This window comes from Alcaligenes ammonioxydans (genome assembly GCF_019343455.1).
GTDB classification, from domain to species: Bacteria; Pseudomonadota; Gammaproteobacteria; order Burkholderiales; family Burkholderiaceae_B; genus Alcaligenes; species Alcaligenes ammonioxydans.
Genome location: NZ_CP049362.1, coordinates 2,118,556 through 2,132,546, shown reverse-complemented (window position 1 = coordinate 2,132,546; position 13,991 = coordinate 2,118,556). Strand labels below are relative to the sequence as shown.

Below are 13,991 nucleotides of genomic sequence, written 5' to 3'. Positions count from 1 at the left end.
GCATCACACGACAAACCCTGGAGCCCGTGGGCTCCAGGGGCATTTTCAAAGAGTATGAGCATGACTCACACGGATATTTCGATGGTACGGCGGCGCCTTATAGGCGCCGCAACTGTTTGGGGCTTGACCGCTCCGTGGTGGGCCCACGCGGCGCCGCCTGCGGGCACATTCATCGAACGTACGCTGCACCACCCAGTGCCGGGCGGAGTGGCCGTGCTGGACTTGGGAACGGCCGCCACGATGCCGGTAGCGAACTTTAACGGCCAGCGTGTCCTGGTGATTCAGGATGCTGACCGGCATTGGAAAGCCATTGTGGGCCTGGACCTGAAAACACGGCCTGGTCAACACAGCCTCGTGGTGCAAGGCCAGCCTGCGGTGGGGTTCCGGGTGGGCAGCAAACGGTATCGTGAGCAGCGTATCACCCTTAAGAACAAGTCCCATGTGAATCCGGACCCGCAACAGCAGGCCCGTTTCGAGCGTGAGTACGAAGAGCAGATGCAGGCTTATGCCAGTTTCCGCGAAGAGGGACCCAGCAATGTGGTTTTTGAAAAACCAGTGCCGGGGCGTCTGACCAGTCCTTTCGGTCTACGCCGTTTCTTCAACGGTGAAGAGCGCAACCCCCATTCCGGCCTGGACTTCGCAGCGCCGACCGGCACGGCGGTCAAGGTGCCGGCAGACGGAATCGTGACCATCGTGGCGGATTACTTCTTCAACGGCAAAACTGTATTTGTGGATCATGGTCAGGGCCTGATCACCATGTTCTGCCACTTGTCGACCTTTGATGTACGAGTGGGCGACCGCGTCAGCAGGGGTGATGTGGTGGCACGTTCGGGTGCGACGGGCCGTGCAACGGGCCCTCACTTGCACTGGAATGTCAGTCTGAACAATGCTCGGGTAGATCCAGCGATCTTTATTGGTGCTTTTCAGGCCTAGACAGGCGCAACAAGGTTTTTCATGATGATCGGTTCGGCGTATCGACGTGGTTTGCGCGACAGCGCCTCCATTGCTCTGGGCTATGTGCCCGTCGCCATTTCGTTTGGTTTGGCTGCCGTGCATGCGGGTCTGTCGCCGTGGTTGGCGGTGTTGGTGTCTCTGGTCGTGTACGCCGGCGCCAGCCAGTTTATATTGATCAGCCTGCTGCTTGCTGGTGCCGCCTATCCCAGTATTTTGGGGATTGTGCTGGTAATGAACCTGCGTCATGTGTTTTATGGCCCCAGCCTGATGGGTTTTTTTACCGGTCCCAGGACGGTCTCCAGCCTGTTTTTGGCTCCTGGCCTGACCGATGAGGTGTTTGCGGCCTCTGCGGCCGGCATAGCGCGTCAACCACCCCTGGAACAGGAGTCCTGGTATTGCGGTTTGCAACTGGGATCGTATCTGTCCTGGGTGCTGGGTACGGCGGTAGGCGCGTATTTTGCCAGCGACTTGTTGGGGCAGTCACCGGTTTTGGAAAAAACCTTGGGCTTTGTTCTGCCAGCGCTGTTTTTTGCCTTGCTGCTGGAAATCCGCCGCTCGGCACCCATGGCCGTGCTGCTGGCTGCGGCGTTGGGAGCCTTGCTTGCCATGACTTTGCTGCCCTCGTACTTGGCCATTATTGTGGGCATGCTGGCCGGGGGTTTGATGGCTTTGCGCCGCGCGTAGGGGGTGGAGATGGACTGGAGTTTCCTGCTCATGGTTGTGCTGGCTGGACTGGGCACATTTTTGATTCGCTATCTACCTTTGCGCCTTGGAGGACGTCAGCACAAAGCTGATCCCAGTCGTATTTCGATCTGGCCCCGTTTGTTCGGTGCGATTGGTCCTGCGGGCGTGGTGTCCTTATTGGTCGTGTCCTTGATATCCTTGCTGCGTCCCGATCAGTTGGCCCTGGATTTGCCGCCTTTGCTGGCCGGCCTGGCCGGCGTCCTGCTGGGCCGTCGCTGGCCAGGGGGGATTGCGGGATCAACATTGCTGGGCGTGGTGGCCTATGGCTTGTGTACGGCCTATGTCGGGGTCTGAATGCTGTGGCCCGTGCTTGTCTTTTTCACGATAGGCCGATATCTACGCGCTGACTGAGGCGGCAAGCCAACAAAAAGCCTACTGTTGTCAGTAGGCTTTTTTGTTTTAAGGGCAGACCTTGCTTGGGCGGATGGGCTTAGCCTTTGACACGCACAATCTTTTGAACCTGAGGAACGTGTCGAATCGCCCGGATAACGCGGGCCAGATGAGTACGACTGTCCACCTGAACGGTCAGATGCAGTACGGAAGTGGCTGCCGACTCGTCGGGCATGGAGATGTGCAAGATGTTGGAGTCGGCATCGGTAATTTCAGCCGCCAGACGCCCCAGAACGCCCCGTTCATTAATGGTGGTGACATCCAGTCGGGTGGACAGATGGCGGGCGGTATTACTGTCCCACATCACCGGCACCCAACGCTCCGGCTCCTTGGCCTGGGCGCGCTGTGCCACCGCGCATTCCGCCATGTGCACTACCAGGCCATGGCCCAGGCGAATCCCCCCAATAATGGCGTCACCAGGCAAAGGCCCACAGCAGGGGGCCAGTTGCACGGCTTGACCTTCGTTGCCATGAATCAGAATAGGGGCCGAGGTGTTGGCGCTGATTTCGTCAAATTCAGCAGCTGTTGTTTCCAGCAAAGGGTTTTCCGGGGCAAAGCGCCGGGCTACCACGGCGGCCAGACGTTTGCCCAAACCGATATCGGCCAGAATTTCTTCACGGGATGCGGCGCCCGATCCCTTGGCCAGTTTGTCCCAGTTGGGATCGTCGTCTGTGGCGTGAGGCAAACCTAGCTGGTCGAAGGCCTGATCGAGCAGGCGACGGCCAAAGGCGACGGATTCCTCGTATTTGACGGTGCGCAGGTAGTGGCGAATCTCCGAACGGGCGCGGCCCGAACGGACGTAGTTCAACCATTGGGCACTGGGTCGGGCAGCCGGGGAGGTAATGATCTCCACCGAGTCACCGCTTTTCAGCTCAGTGCGCAAGGGGGCGAACTCGCCATTGATCTTGCACGCCACGGCGTGATTGCCAATATCCGTATGGATGCTGTAGGCAAAGTCGACTGGCGTCGCGCCGCGTGGCAGAGAAATAATCTTGCCTTTAGGCGTGTGAACGTAAACGGCATCGGGAAACAGGTCAACCTTGACGTGTTCCAGAAACTCCGTGGAGTCACCCGTCTGGCTTTGAATATCCAGCAAGGACTGCAGCCAGCGGTGTGTGCGCTTTTGCAGATCGTTCAGGGTGACGTCATCTTCTTTGTACAGCCAGTGAGAGGCGACACCTTCCTCGGCCACATGGTCCATTTCACGCGTGCGGAACTGGAACTCGACGGGGGTGCCGTAGGGGCCAATCAAGGTTGTGTGCAGGGACTGATAGCCATTTACTTTAGGGATGGCAATGTAGTCCTTGAATTTCCCTGGCACGGGGCGATAGAGCTGGTGCAGGGTGCCCAAAGACAGGTAGCACTCGGGCAAGGTATGCACAATGACGCGAAAGCCGTAAATGTCCAGCACATCCGAAAAGGATTTCTTCTGCTCGACCATCTTGCAGAAAATGCTGTAGAGCGACTTTTCGCGGCCGGAAATTTCGGCATCAATCCCGGCAGCCGGCAAGGCAATCTTGACGGCTTCGGTGATCTTGCTCAAGACTTCTCGGCGGTTGCCACGCGCAGCCAGCAAGGCCTTGTGCAGCACTTTATAACGGTTGGGATAGATGGCCTTGAAGCAGCGGTCTTGCAGCTCGCGAAACAGGGCATTCAAGCCCAGACGATGTGCAATCGGAGCATAAATGTCCAGGGTTTCCTGGGCCACACGGCGGCGCTTTTCGGGCTTGACCGCGTCCAGCGTACGCATATTGTGCAAGCGGTCAGCCAGCTTGATCAGGATGACGCGTACATCGCGCGACATGGCCAGCAGCATCTTGCGAAAGCTGTCAGCTTGCTGTTGCGTTTTGGTGGCAAACTCCAGCCGTTCCAGTTTGGACAGGCCATCCACGATCTCGGCTACATCTGTACCAAACTTCTCGGCCAGTTCCTGCTTGGTGACATCCTGATCTTCGATCACGTCGTGCAGCAGGGCTGACATCAGGGCATCGGTATCCAGCTTCCAGCCGGCACAGATTTCCGTAACCGCAATCGGGTGCGAGATATAGGGTTCACCACTGGCGCGAAACTGCCCCAGATGCGCCTGGTCGGAGAAGCGGTAGGCTTCGCGTACCCGTTCCACATCTTTGGGGTCCAGGTACTGCGAGATGATCTTGGTAAGGGGAGCCAGCGAGGCAATCGGCGGGTTGGCGCTGTCTGGCACGGCCGATGCCTGGGCCGCGGGCGTCTTCTCTTTAGGCTTGCGCCGCCCTAGCCGTGAACCTTTTTTAAGGACGGCCAACAGCCCAGACGATGCGCCCCGTAAACCAGAAAATGCCATACTGTGCTCCGCCCGTGTCGATCAGGTAGGAACTTTACGCAGCATTTCCAGACCGGTCGCGCCCGAGGCAATTTCTCGCAAGGCGGTAACCGTAGGCTTGTTCTTGCTCTCCAGGCGTGGTTCGTGGCCTTGGGCCAGTTCACGCGCACGGTAAGCTGCGGCCAAAGTGAGCTTGAAACGATTAGGGACCTGCTCCAGGCAGTCCTCGATAGTGATGCGAGCCATAGTAGACCTGTTATCAAAAAGAAATAAGAAGGAGATCAGCCCTGGTTCAGCAGGGCATTTGCGCCTAATTGTTGAAAGAGTTGGCGATGCCGTACTGACTGAGTGGCAGTGCGCAAACGACTGGCCTGCACAATACTCAATAGCTGCTGTAATGCCGTATCAAAATCCTCATTGATAATAGCATATTGACAGTCGTGAACATGGGCGATTTCGTGCTCGGCCGCCTCCAGGCGACGGGCGATCGTCTCTTCGCTGTCCTGGCCGCGTTTGCGTAAACGCGCCTGCAAGGTGGGTAAGGAGGGCGGCAGGATGAAAATGCCTACGGCCTCAGGAAAATGGGCTCGGGCCAGACGAGCGCCTTGCCAATCGATTTCCAGCAACACATCACGGCCTTCTTGCAAGGCTTTCTGAATGGGTTCGCGCGGGGTGCCATAGTAGTTGTCATGGACTTTAGCCCATTCCAGCATGGCGTTGTCAGCACACATCTGCTCAAAACGTGGTTTATCCACGAAGAAATAGTGCTCGCCGTGACTCTCTCCGGGACGCGGCGCGCGCGTGGTGGCCGAGATGGACAGCATGATGTTGGAATCGTTGGTCAATAGGGCGTTGACCAGACTGGATTTGCCGGCCCCGCTAGGGGCGACAACCATAAAAACGGTGCCAGGATAGCTCGTGGACATGGAGAGCGGACTCAAATAGTGGTGTTTTTATAAAAAAATTAATGGCTGTCTGGGTCGGTCTGCCCAAACTCATTCAGGACAGCCTGCACACTGGCCGTGTCGGCGCACAGAAAGACGACCGTATCGTTGGGGTTCATGGAAAACAGCACGGCTTCCACTTCCTGCGGGGCGTCCGTTGCCTGAGCAATGGCCATGACATGCACATCGCCTCCGGCCTCGAATTGTTCGGGAGGCACAATGGTGGCAACCGCATCCAGATCAGGTTCGCTGACGGCCAGATAGGCCCAGACCTTGTGTTCCTCTTCCAAGGTGATCTCAAGCACATAGGCCGAGTCGGTCTGCTCGATGATTTGGCTTTGAATTTGCATAATGAAGTGAGTGTGTCAGCTAAAAGACAGGATGGCGGTAACGGGGGCGTGATCCGAAGGTTGCTCATTGGCGCGTGGCTCACGGTCAATTTCGCAGGCCAGACAGCGCGCCTTCAGTTCATCAGACAGCAGGGCATGGTCAATACGCAGCCCGGCATCACGGCGAAACGCAAAACGGCGATAGTCCCACCAGGTGAACGGGCTACCCTCTTGCTCAAACAGACGGTAGGCATCATGTAGTCCCAGGGCCAGCAAGCGCTCGAACGCCGCGCGCTCGGGCGGGGAGACCAGCACATCCACCCCCCATTTCACGGGATCGTAGACATCCTGGTCGGCCGGGGCAATATTATAGTCGCCCAAAATAGCCAGTCGGGGGTACTGCTGCAATTCTTTTTCCAGCCAGTCGTGCAAGGCGGCGAACCATTCCAGCTTGTAGCTGTATTTGTCGCTGTCCAGCGATTGCCCGTTCGGGCAATAGGCGCTGACGACACGGACCGGGCCATCCGGCGAGGGGTAGGTGGCAGCCAGCAGCCGTTGCTGGGGGTCCTCGTAATTGGGCAGATTGCGTTGTACGTCCGTGCCTGGCTCGCGGGAAATCAAGGCCACGCCGTTATACGTCTTCTGACCAGCCCAATGCGCGTGATAGCCCATTTCCTGAAAGGCCTCCAAAGGAAAACGTTCGTCCGGCAGTTTCAATTCCTGAAGACAAAGTACATCAACGGGGTTGGCTGCCAGCCAGTCCAGCACTTGGGGAAGACGAACGTTCAGAGAATTGACGTTCCAGGTGGTTAATTTCATGGTGTTCGACAATCGACTTGAATCGGTGAAAACCGTTTGCAGACGGTCTTATGGTTATGGGTGAGGCAGAGGCGGCCAGCAAGGCGGACAAAGCCGCTCGATGACCTGGAGCATGCGCGAATGCCGCCATCATATCAGCGCAGGCCAAAGGCTGGTTTTAAAGCCAGCAGGCTTGCGGGGGTGAATCAAATACGGATGGCGGATGTTTGTACTAGGTCGTAGTAAAAAGCAGACACGTGAGGCCAGGAGTTTCACTGTTCATTATTTGCATGTAACAGCTACAAAGACAGGGTTCAAGACCTCGCGGGTCTTGCATGCACAGTGATGTTTTTAGGGCACGAAAAAGCGGGCTTTTTGCGCAGATCACGCGCGTGCTTGTGTTAAATTGCAGGCCAAGTTGGATTGGTGGGCCAAGTGGGATGAAAATGCTTGGCCGCAGCGCAGAGGGTGCCGATTTGCAGCCCAGGAAAAGTGAATAAAAAAATCGCCCTAAAGGCGACTTTTTCTGTGTGCATCAAACCGGAACTTAAGCCAGTTTTGTCGGTCTTGAATGCAAGCAAGATGGAGGCGTGTGCTGGAATCGAACCAACCTGAACGGATTTGCAGTCCGTCACATAGCCAATCTGTCACCACGCCTTTTGTTTTGTCCTGGGACATGTAAAATTATGCCCAAGGACGTAGGGAAAAGCAAGTGTCAAATGACGGGACGTGAAAATCGGTACGATCTGCAGCACAAAAGCGACTGGCGTCCCTCCCTTTTTTTGCCGCCCCCTGCGGCACTCCCTTGTATTAAGGACATGGCATGCAATATCAATTCCCCATTGTGATCATCGATGAGGATTTTCGTTCTGAAAATGCGTCTGGTCTGAGCATTCGTGTATTAGCAGATGCGATCGAGGCCGAGGGCTTCGAGGTGTTGGGAACCACCAGTTATGGCGATCTGAGTCAGTTTGCCCAGCAGCAAAGTCGTGCCAGTGCGTTTATTTTGTCCATCGATGATGAGGAGTTCACGCAAGATGGAGACAGTGCACCTGCGCTGGTCAATCTGCGGGCCTTTATCCGGGCTGTTCGCCGACGCAATACCGATGTGCCCATTTATGTCTATGGCGAGACCAAAACCGCTCGTCATATGCCAAACGATATTTTGCGCGAGCTGCAAGGCGTCATTCACATGTTTGAGGACACGCCCGAGTTCGTGGCGCGTCACATCGTGCGGGAGGCGCGCAGTTACGTGGAAGGGGTCAAACCCCCCTTTTTGAAAGCCTTGCTCGATTACGCCGAGGACGGCTCCTATTCCTGGCACTGCCCCGGTCACTCCGGTGGCGTGGCCTTTCTGAAAAGCCCGGTGGGGCAGATTTTTCACCAGTTCTTTGGTGAAAACATGCTGCGGGCCGACGTCTGCAATGCCGTCGAGGAACTGGGCCAATTGCTCGATCACAACGGTGCCATTGGTGCCAGCGAACGCAATGCGGCGCGTATCTTCAATGCTGACCATTGCTTTTTCGTGACCAACGGCACGAGCACCAGCAACAAGATTGTCTGGCACCATGCTGTGGCACCGGGTGATGTGGTGGTCGTCGACCGCAACTGCCACAAGTCCATCCTGCACAGCATTGTGATGACCGGTGCCATTCCGGTGTTTTTGCGTCCGACTCGTAATCACTTCGGGATTATCGGCCCCATTGCGCGTAGCGAATTTGATATCGAAACCATTCGCGAGAAGATCCGCAACCATCCGTTGCTGTCTCATCTGGATGCCGATACGGTGAAACCGCGTGTGCTGACGCTGACTCAGTCCACCTACGACGGCATCATCTATGACACTCAGGTCATCAAAAATGCGGTGGATGGTTATGTGGAAGTGCTGCACTTTGACGAAGCCTGGATTCCGCACGCGGCGTTTCATCCTTTCTATGGTCAGTTTCATGCCATGGGCAAGAACCGCCCGCGTCCTCAAGAGACGATGGTGTTCTCCACCCAGTCCACGCACAAATTACTGGCTGGTCTGAGTCAGGCCAGCCATGTGCTGGCTCAGGATTCGGTTACCCGTAGCCTGGACCGCCACTTGTTCAATGAAGCCTATCTGATGCATACCAGCACCAGCCCGCAGTACGCGATCATCGCCTCTTGCGATGTGGCGGCCGCCATGATGGAGCCGCCCGGCGGTCGCGTGCTGGTCGAGGAGAGCATTATCGAGGCACTGGATTTTCGCCGCGCCATGCGCAAGGTGGAATCCCAGTTCGATGAGGACGATTGGTGGTTCAAAGTCTGGGGCCCGCCGACTTTGGCCGAAGATGGGGTGGGCCAGCCCGAGGACTGGATCATCACGGACGATCCCGAGCATAGCGAATGGCACGGTTTTGGTCCCCTGGCAGACGGCTTCAATATGCTGGACCCGATCAAGGCAACGATTGTCACACCCGGCCTGGATCTGAAGGGGGCATTCGGGGAAACCGGCATTCCCGCCTCCATCGTGACCAAGTTCCTGGCGCAGCGCGGCGTGATCGTGGAGAAGATTGGGCTCTACAGCTTTTTCATCATGTTCACGATTGGCATTACCAAAGGCCGCTGGAATTCCCTGGTGACTGCCCTGCAGCAATTCAAGGATGACTATGACCGCAACTTGCCAGTCTGGCGTGTCCTGCCGCAGTTTGCGCGCCAGTACCCGTGCTACGAGGAAATGGGCTTGCGCGACTTGTGTCAGCATGTGCATCAGCTTTACGCCAAGCACGACATTGCCCGCCTGATGACCGATATGTACCTGTCCGATGTGGTGCCGGTCATGCGTCCGGCGGATGCCTTTGCCTGCATTGCGCAGCGCCGCACAGAGCGCGTGGAGATCGATCAATTGGAAGGTCGTGTCACCACGAACCTGATTACACCGTACCCACCGGGTATTCCATTGCTGATCCCCGGTGAAGCGTTCAACAAAACGATTGTGGACTTCCTGAAGTTCTCGCGTGAACTGCATCGTCAGTGCCCGGGTTTTGGGACTGATATTCACGGTTTCGTGGAAGAGGTGGATGCCACTGGTCAGAAACGCTACTACGTGGACTGCGTGGCACAGTAAATAAAGCAGTGTGCAATCCAAGGCCGCAGAGGGAACCCGGCCTTGGGCTAGAGCCGTTAAGTGAGCGGGCCAGGTGATGGGCCTTCAAGATTCTGGGCAATTTCCAGACTTGAAATGTCGGTCGTCAGGCCCGTTTTTTTACGGCTTGGCTATCTGTGAGCCCTTGTGACACGCTCTTGTTGCAGTGTCTTGTCACACGCTTTGAGCTATTCGTAAAGCACATTCGAGCAGCCGTGAGGTCAGGGCTTGTGGGTCACGGTCTGCCCGCAAGATCGCCACCACCCGACGTTGTAGGCTGGGGAGCTCGATGGGGTATTTATGCAGTTGATGCTCGTGCAGCAAGGTGTCGGGAATACGGCTGGGCAAAATACAGTCGCCCAGTCCGGACGCCACCAGTCGCAACATGGCGTCTATAGTCTCGACCTCAGCCACAAACTCGGGATGCAGCCCGCTGCTGTGAATCATGCGGCGCAGGGCATAGTGGGGCGGAAAACCAATCAGGCGCAAGTCCTGATGACGGAGGTCCGTGCTGGGCACGGCCTCGTGTCTGGCAGAGATGCGGCACATATGATCGTCAAACAAAGAATGGGAAATCAGCCCTCCGCAGTCTACGGCCGAATCGTAGACAAATCCTACGTCGGCTTTGCCGCTTTCGACCAAGGCCACCACTTCTGGTGAGCTGCGCCCCAACAGAGACAAGTTCACGCCAGGGTGGGTGCTCATGAAAGCGGCTGCAACATCCGACATGAAGTAGTAGCTTAGGGTATGCACCGTCGCCAGCCGTACCGTGCCCGAATGGATGCCATGTTCCTGGCGCACGGCGTGGATAGCGCTGTCAATGCGGCTGTATGCCGGTTCAATTGCCTGGCGCAGTAGCTCGCCGGCATCGTTCAGGCTGACGCCGCGTCCGGTGCGGATAAATAGCGTCTGGCCCAGGCTTTGCTCCAGTGCGCTCAGTTGTTTGCTCAGACTCGATTGGCTCAGTCCTAAATCTTCAGCCGCTTTGCTGACGGAGCCTAATTGTGCAATACGCAGAAAACTGCGCAAGGATCGATCCAGGTGGTCGGTGGGGTGTGAATCGCGCATGTCGTGGTCTCTTTATTGTTGTAATCCAACTTGTGAAGCGAGAGGGGAGGGCCGGGCCTTGTTCGGTTCCTGCCAGCAAGGCAGGGCGAAGAAGTCGATGTCCTTTTTGTCTATGAAAAGCTCGGTTTTAATTTCTTTTATTTTTGCTCAACGTCGTCTAATTTGATCTGATAATGCGTTTATAACGCGTGTGGAATTGATTTGCGGTCTAATCATTGATATAATAAAGAAATCGGGGTGCTAAGGGCAGCGCCCCCTGTCGATATTGAGCAGGAGTTATTCGTGAGCAAATCGAAACCAGTACGTCGTAAGCAAGCCTTTGAGGTCGAGCCCTTGAATTGGGTGGCTCCCAAGAAAGCTGTCGTGGAAGCCGATCAGAAGTCCAAGGCGGACACTTCCAGTGAGCAGAATCAGGACAGTTGAGTTCTGACTGAGAGCTTAAAAAGCGCAAGCCCGGTTGCTTGCGCTTTTTTATGCCTGCCCGGTCTGTCACGGCACGCTAAGGCCAAGGGCGATGCGCTGCAGTGGGGGGCAGGTGGCCTTGCTCCAGCAGTTGCAGGCTCACTTGTTCGAAATGATTCCAACTTGCCAAGGCCAGTTGGGAACCGGTGCTGACTCGTCGCACACCTATGGCGGCCAGATCGGGCACGGTCAGGCCGGGGTGGATCAGCAGAACATTGACCGGGGTAGGGGCCAGTGCCCGAACAAGACGGGCGATGTCGTCCAGCACTCGCAAACCGGGGGCGTAAACCACGTCAGCCCCGGCCGCCGCAAAGGCCTGTAGTCTTGCTATGGTCTCCTCCAGGCTGAGCGCACCGATCAATAGGCCTTCACAGCGGCCCACCAGCATGACATCCTCACCACTCTCGCGAATCGCTTGTTTGGCGGCTCGCATCCGGGCAACGGCCAGATCCAGGTCATACAGGCCCTGCGTCTGCCGATCTTCAATGGACAAACCGGCGATGCCGGTTTCAATGGCCAGACTGACGTTAGTGGCCACGTGTTCGGGCTCATCGGCAAAGCCATTTTCAAAGTCGGCGTTGATGGGCAGGCTGGTACAGGCGCTCAGCTCGCGCAAGTGGCCGAGCAGGGCGTCGCGCCCCACTTCAAAGTCTTCCAATCCTCTGGACCAGGCAAACGCGGCGCTGCTGCTTGCAAGGGCTTGAGCGCCCATGCGCTCGAGCCGGCGGGCACTGCCTATGTCCCAGGGATTGGGCAGAATCAGTAGGCCATTTTCATGCAAGGCCCGAAAACGGCGACGTTTTTCCCGTGTGCTGACGCTCATGCAAGCCTCCTGAGAATCAAAAACGCAAACCGGAGTTTGCGTTTAGATGCTTGGTCGCGTGTTATTTTTTCTTGGCTTTTTTGCGGATGACCAACACGGGAATTTCCGAATACGTCAATACGTGCTGGGTTTCGCTGCCCAGCAACAGACGTTTATAGCCTTTGCGTCCGTGCGAGGACATGACGATCAAGTCGGCCTTTTGTTTTTCGGCAGTGGCGATGATTGCATCGGCTACCAGTTCTGATTTCACCACCAGGCCTTTGACAGACACGCCAATATCTTTACCGGCCTGCTTGACTGCGGCCAGTTCGGATTGTGCGTGTTCCACCCAGGATGCTTCGATGCGGCTATCGAGTTTTTGATCCAGAATCGGGCCTCCTTCCAGGTAACTTTGGCGGTACCGGGGAATGACGCGCAAAGCCAGCAGTTTGGCGCCGGTGGCTTTAGCCAGATTCAATGCATGGGTGACAGCATGGGCGGACAGTTCTGAGCCGTCGGTGCAGACCAGGATACGCTCGTACATGAGGGGCAATCCTTTAAAAAGAGTTATCAAGAACGTGTCTTGTGGGTAAGGTATAAAACCATACTGCGAATTAAGGTCTTTGTGTCTGCTTTATAGTTTTCCATGGCAGCCGTGTATATTCGAGTGAACGTTTTTGTCAGCTTGGCTTTTTTTATGCAGGTCATCTTATCCCAATGGGATGGAGGGAGATTCATATGAAAGAAGTGGTGGTGGTCCAGGCATGTCGTACTGCGATTGGGGATTTTGGGGGGGGCTTGAAAAATGTGTCCCCCATTGAAATGGGGGCCACCGTATTGCGGGCGGTGCTGGACAGAAGCGGTGTATCAGCGGCAGACGTTCAGCATGTGGTGATGGGGCAAGTCATTCAGACCGAGCCGCGTGACATGTATTTGTCGCGTGTGGCCTCCGTGCAAGCCGGCGTGGGACATGGAACGCCGGCCATGAATGTAAATCGGCTGTGTGGCTCCGGTCTGCAGGCGATTGTCTCGGCCGCACAAGGCATTCTGGTGGGTGATGCCAAGGTTGCTTTGGCAGGCGGAGCAGAAAGTATGAGCCGAGCCCCGTACATGGCCAGCGCTCATCGCTGGGGCGCGCGCATGGGTGATTCGGTCATGATGGACATGATGACGGGGGCGTTAACCGATCCTTTTGATCGCGTTCACATGGGGATCACGGCCGAGAACGTCGCCCGTCAATATGGCGTCACCCGTGCCGAGCAGGATGAGCTCGCCCTGGAGTCGCACCAGCGTGCGCAGCGGGCGATTGAACAGGGCTACTTCAAAGAGCAGATCGTGCCGATCATCCAGAAAAGTCGCAAAGGCGAGATTGTGTTTGATCAGGATGAGCACGTGCGTCTGGATGCCACCATGGACAATTTCACGGGTTTGAAGCCAGTGTTCCTGCCCGAGGGAGGCAGTGTGACGACCGGCAACGCTTCGGGCCTGAATGACGGAGCGGCCGCCGTTTTGCTGATGTGCGCCGATGAAGCTCGCCAACGCGGCCTCAAACCCTTGGCCCGGCTGGTGTCATGGGGACACGCCGGTGTGGACCCGAGCATTATGGGCATTGGACCTGTGCCAGCCAGCCGTTTGGCGCTGGAACGTGCGGGCTTGAGCGTGTCTGATCTGGATGTGGTTGAGTCCAATGAAGCCTTTGCCGCCCAGGCATGCGCGGTATTGCGCGAGTTGGGGCTGGACCCGGCGCGAGTCAATCCCAACGGCAGTGGTATCAGCCTGGGTCACCCGATTGGGGCGACAGGTGCCGCCATTACGGTCAAGGCCTTGCATGAGCTGCAGCGTGTGCAGGGCCGCTATGCCCTGGTCACCATGTGCATTGGGGGCGGGCAGGGGATTGCCGCTATTTTTGAGCGTCCCTGAGCTTGCGCAGGTCGGTTGTCCCGGCCTTGATGAGAGGATGGAAAACCCGGGGAGCGGATCAAACCGCTCTCCGGTTTTTTTTTGGTTCAGGCGTATATATCCTGACAAAACCGGTCTAGCCACGTCCCCTCTTGTGGGCCCCTAAGCATCCAGTCAATAACACGGAATTGTG

The 13,991-nt window shown here is 56.7% G+C and carries 14 protein-coding genes and 1 tRNA gene; 6 read left to right on the top strand and 9 right to left on the bottom strand.

Annotation, left to right across the window (positions count from 1 at the left end):
* Positions 1 to 60 precede the first annotated feature (60 nt).
* Genes FE795_RS09805 through FE795_RS09795 form a run of 3 tightly spaced genes read left to right on the top strand, consistent with a single transcriptional unit; the run spans position 61 to position 1,992 of the window.
* Positions 61 to 933, top strand: coding sequence for a peptidoglycan DD-metalloendopeptidase family protein (locus tag FE795_RS09805; RefSeq protein WP_131070616.1), 873 nt, complete (start codon positions 61 to 63; stop codon positions 931 to 933).
* Between the two features lie 21 nt (positions 934 to 954).
* Positions 955 to 1,638 carry an AzlC family ABC transporter permease gene (locus tag FE795_RS09800; protein ID WP_165477512.1) on the top strand — a complete coding sequence of 228 codons (684 nt, stop codon included), beginning with the start codon at positions 955 to 957 and terminating at the stop codon, positions 1,636 to 1,638.
* Positions 1,639 to 1,647: 9 nt separating this feature from the next.
* Entirely contained in the window at positions 1,648 to 1,992 is a 345-nt protein-coding gene (locus tag FE795_RS09795) for an AzlD domain-containing protein (protein WP_100214767.1), read from the top strand.
* Between the two features lie 136 nt (positions 1,993 to 2,128).
* Here FE795_RS09795 and FE795_RS09790 read toward each other — a convergent pair whose 3' ends face one another.
* From FE795_RS09790 to FE795_RS09765, 6 genes are all read right to left on the bottom strand, one after another.
* A complete protein-coding gene (locus FE795_RS09790) occupies positions 2,129 to 4,408 on the bottom strand; it encodes a RelA/SpoT family protein (protein WP_219234867.1) in 2,280 nt (759 codons plus the stop codon).
* 21 nt (positions 4,409 to 4,429) lie between these two features.
* Complete coding sequence (rpoZ, locus tag FE795_RS09785) at positions 4,430 to 4,633, bottom strand: DNA-directed RNA polymerase subunit omega (protein WP_003799665.1); 204 nt, start codon at positions 4,631 to 4,633, stop codon at positions 4,430 to 4,432.
* Positions 4,634 to 4,668: 35 nt separating this feature from the next.
* A complete protein-coding gene (gene gmk / locus FE795_RS09780; protein ID WP_003799667.1) occupies positions 4,669 to 5,313 on the bottom strand; it encodes a guanylate kinase in 645 nt (214 codons plus the stop codon).
* Positions 5,314 to 5,351: 38 nt separating this feature from the next.
* Entirely contained in the window at positions 5,352 to 5,681 is a 330-nt protein-coding gene (locus tag FE795_RS09775; protein ID WP_003799670.1) for a hypothetical protein, read from the bottom strand.
* Between the two features lie 15 nt (positions 5,682 to 5,696).
* A complete protein-coding gene (gene xth, locus FE795_RS09770; RefSeq protein ID WP_003799672.1) occupies positions 5,697 to 6,479 on the bottom strand; it encodes an exodeoxyribonuclease III in 783 nt (260 codons plus the stop codon).
* 562 nt (positions 6,480 to 7,041) lie between these two features.
* A tRNA-Cys gene (locus FE795_RS09765) sits at positions 7,042 to 7,115 on the bottom strand.
* 166 nt (positions 7,116 to 7,281) lie between these two features.
* On the opposite strand from FE795_RS09765, the gene FE795_RS09760 reads away from it, so the two are divergent.
* Positions 7,282 to 9,549, top strand: coding sequence for an arginine/lysine/ornithine decarboxylase (locus tag FE795_RS09760; protein ID WP_219234865.1), 2,268 nt, complete (start codon positions 7,282 to 7,284; stop codon positions 9,547 to 9,549).
* 192 nt (positions 9,550 to 9,741) lie between these two features.
* On the opposite strand, the gene FE795_RS09755 is transcribed toward FE795_RS09760, so the two are convergent.
* Complete coding sequence (locus FE795_RS09755) at positions 9,742 to 10,635, bottom strand: LysR family transcriptional regulator (protein ID WP_003799675.1); 894 nt, start codon at positions 10,633 to 10,635, stop codon at positions 9,742 to 9,744.
* Positions 10,636 to 10,917: 282 nt separating this feature from the next.
* On the opposite strand from FE795_RS09755, the gene FE795_RS09750 reads away from it, so the two are divergent.
* Positions 10,918 to 11,058, top strand: a complete 141-nt coding sequence (locus FE795_RS09750) for a hypothetical protein (protein WP_157784319.1) — start codon at positions 10,918 to 10,920, stop codon at positions 11,056 to 11,058.
* 76 nt (positions 11,059 to 11,134) lie between these two features.
* Here FE795_RS09750 and FE795_RS09745 read toward each other — a convergent pair whose 3' ends face one another.
* Together FE795_RS09745 and FE795_RS09740 are read right to left on the bottom strand one after the other, a co-directional pair.
* A complete protein-coding gene (locus FE795_RS09745) occupies positions 11,135 to 11,920 on the bottom strand; it encodes an isocitrate lyase/PEP mutase family protein (RefSeq protein ID WP_219234863.1) in 786 nt (261 codons plus the stop codon).
* Between the two features lie 61 nt (positions 11,921 to 11,981).
* Positions 11,982 to 12,443, bottom strand: a complete 462-nt coding sequence (locus tag FE795_RS09740; RefSeq protein ID WP_003799679.1) for a universal stress protein — start codon at positions 12,441 to 12,443, stop codon at positions 11,982 to 11,984.
* Between the two features lie 194 nt (positions 12,444 to 12,637).
* Between FE795_RS09740 and FE795_RS09735 the strand changes: the two genes are divergently transcribed.
* Entirely contained in the window at positions 12,638 to 13,819 is a 1,182-nt protein-coding gene (locus FE795_RS09735) for an acetyl-CoA C-acyltransferase family protein (protein WP_219234861.1), read from the top strand.
* Positions 13,820 to 13,991 lie beyond the last annotated feature (172 nt).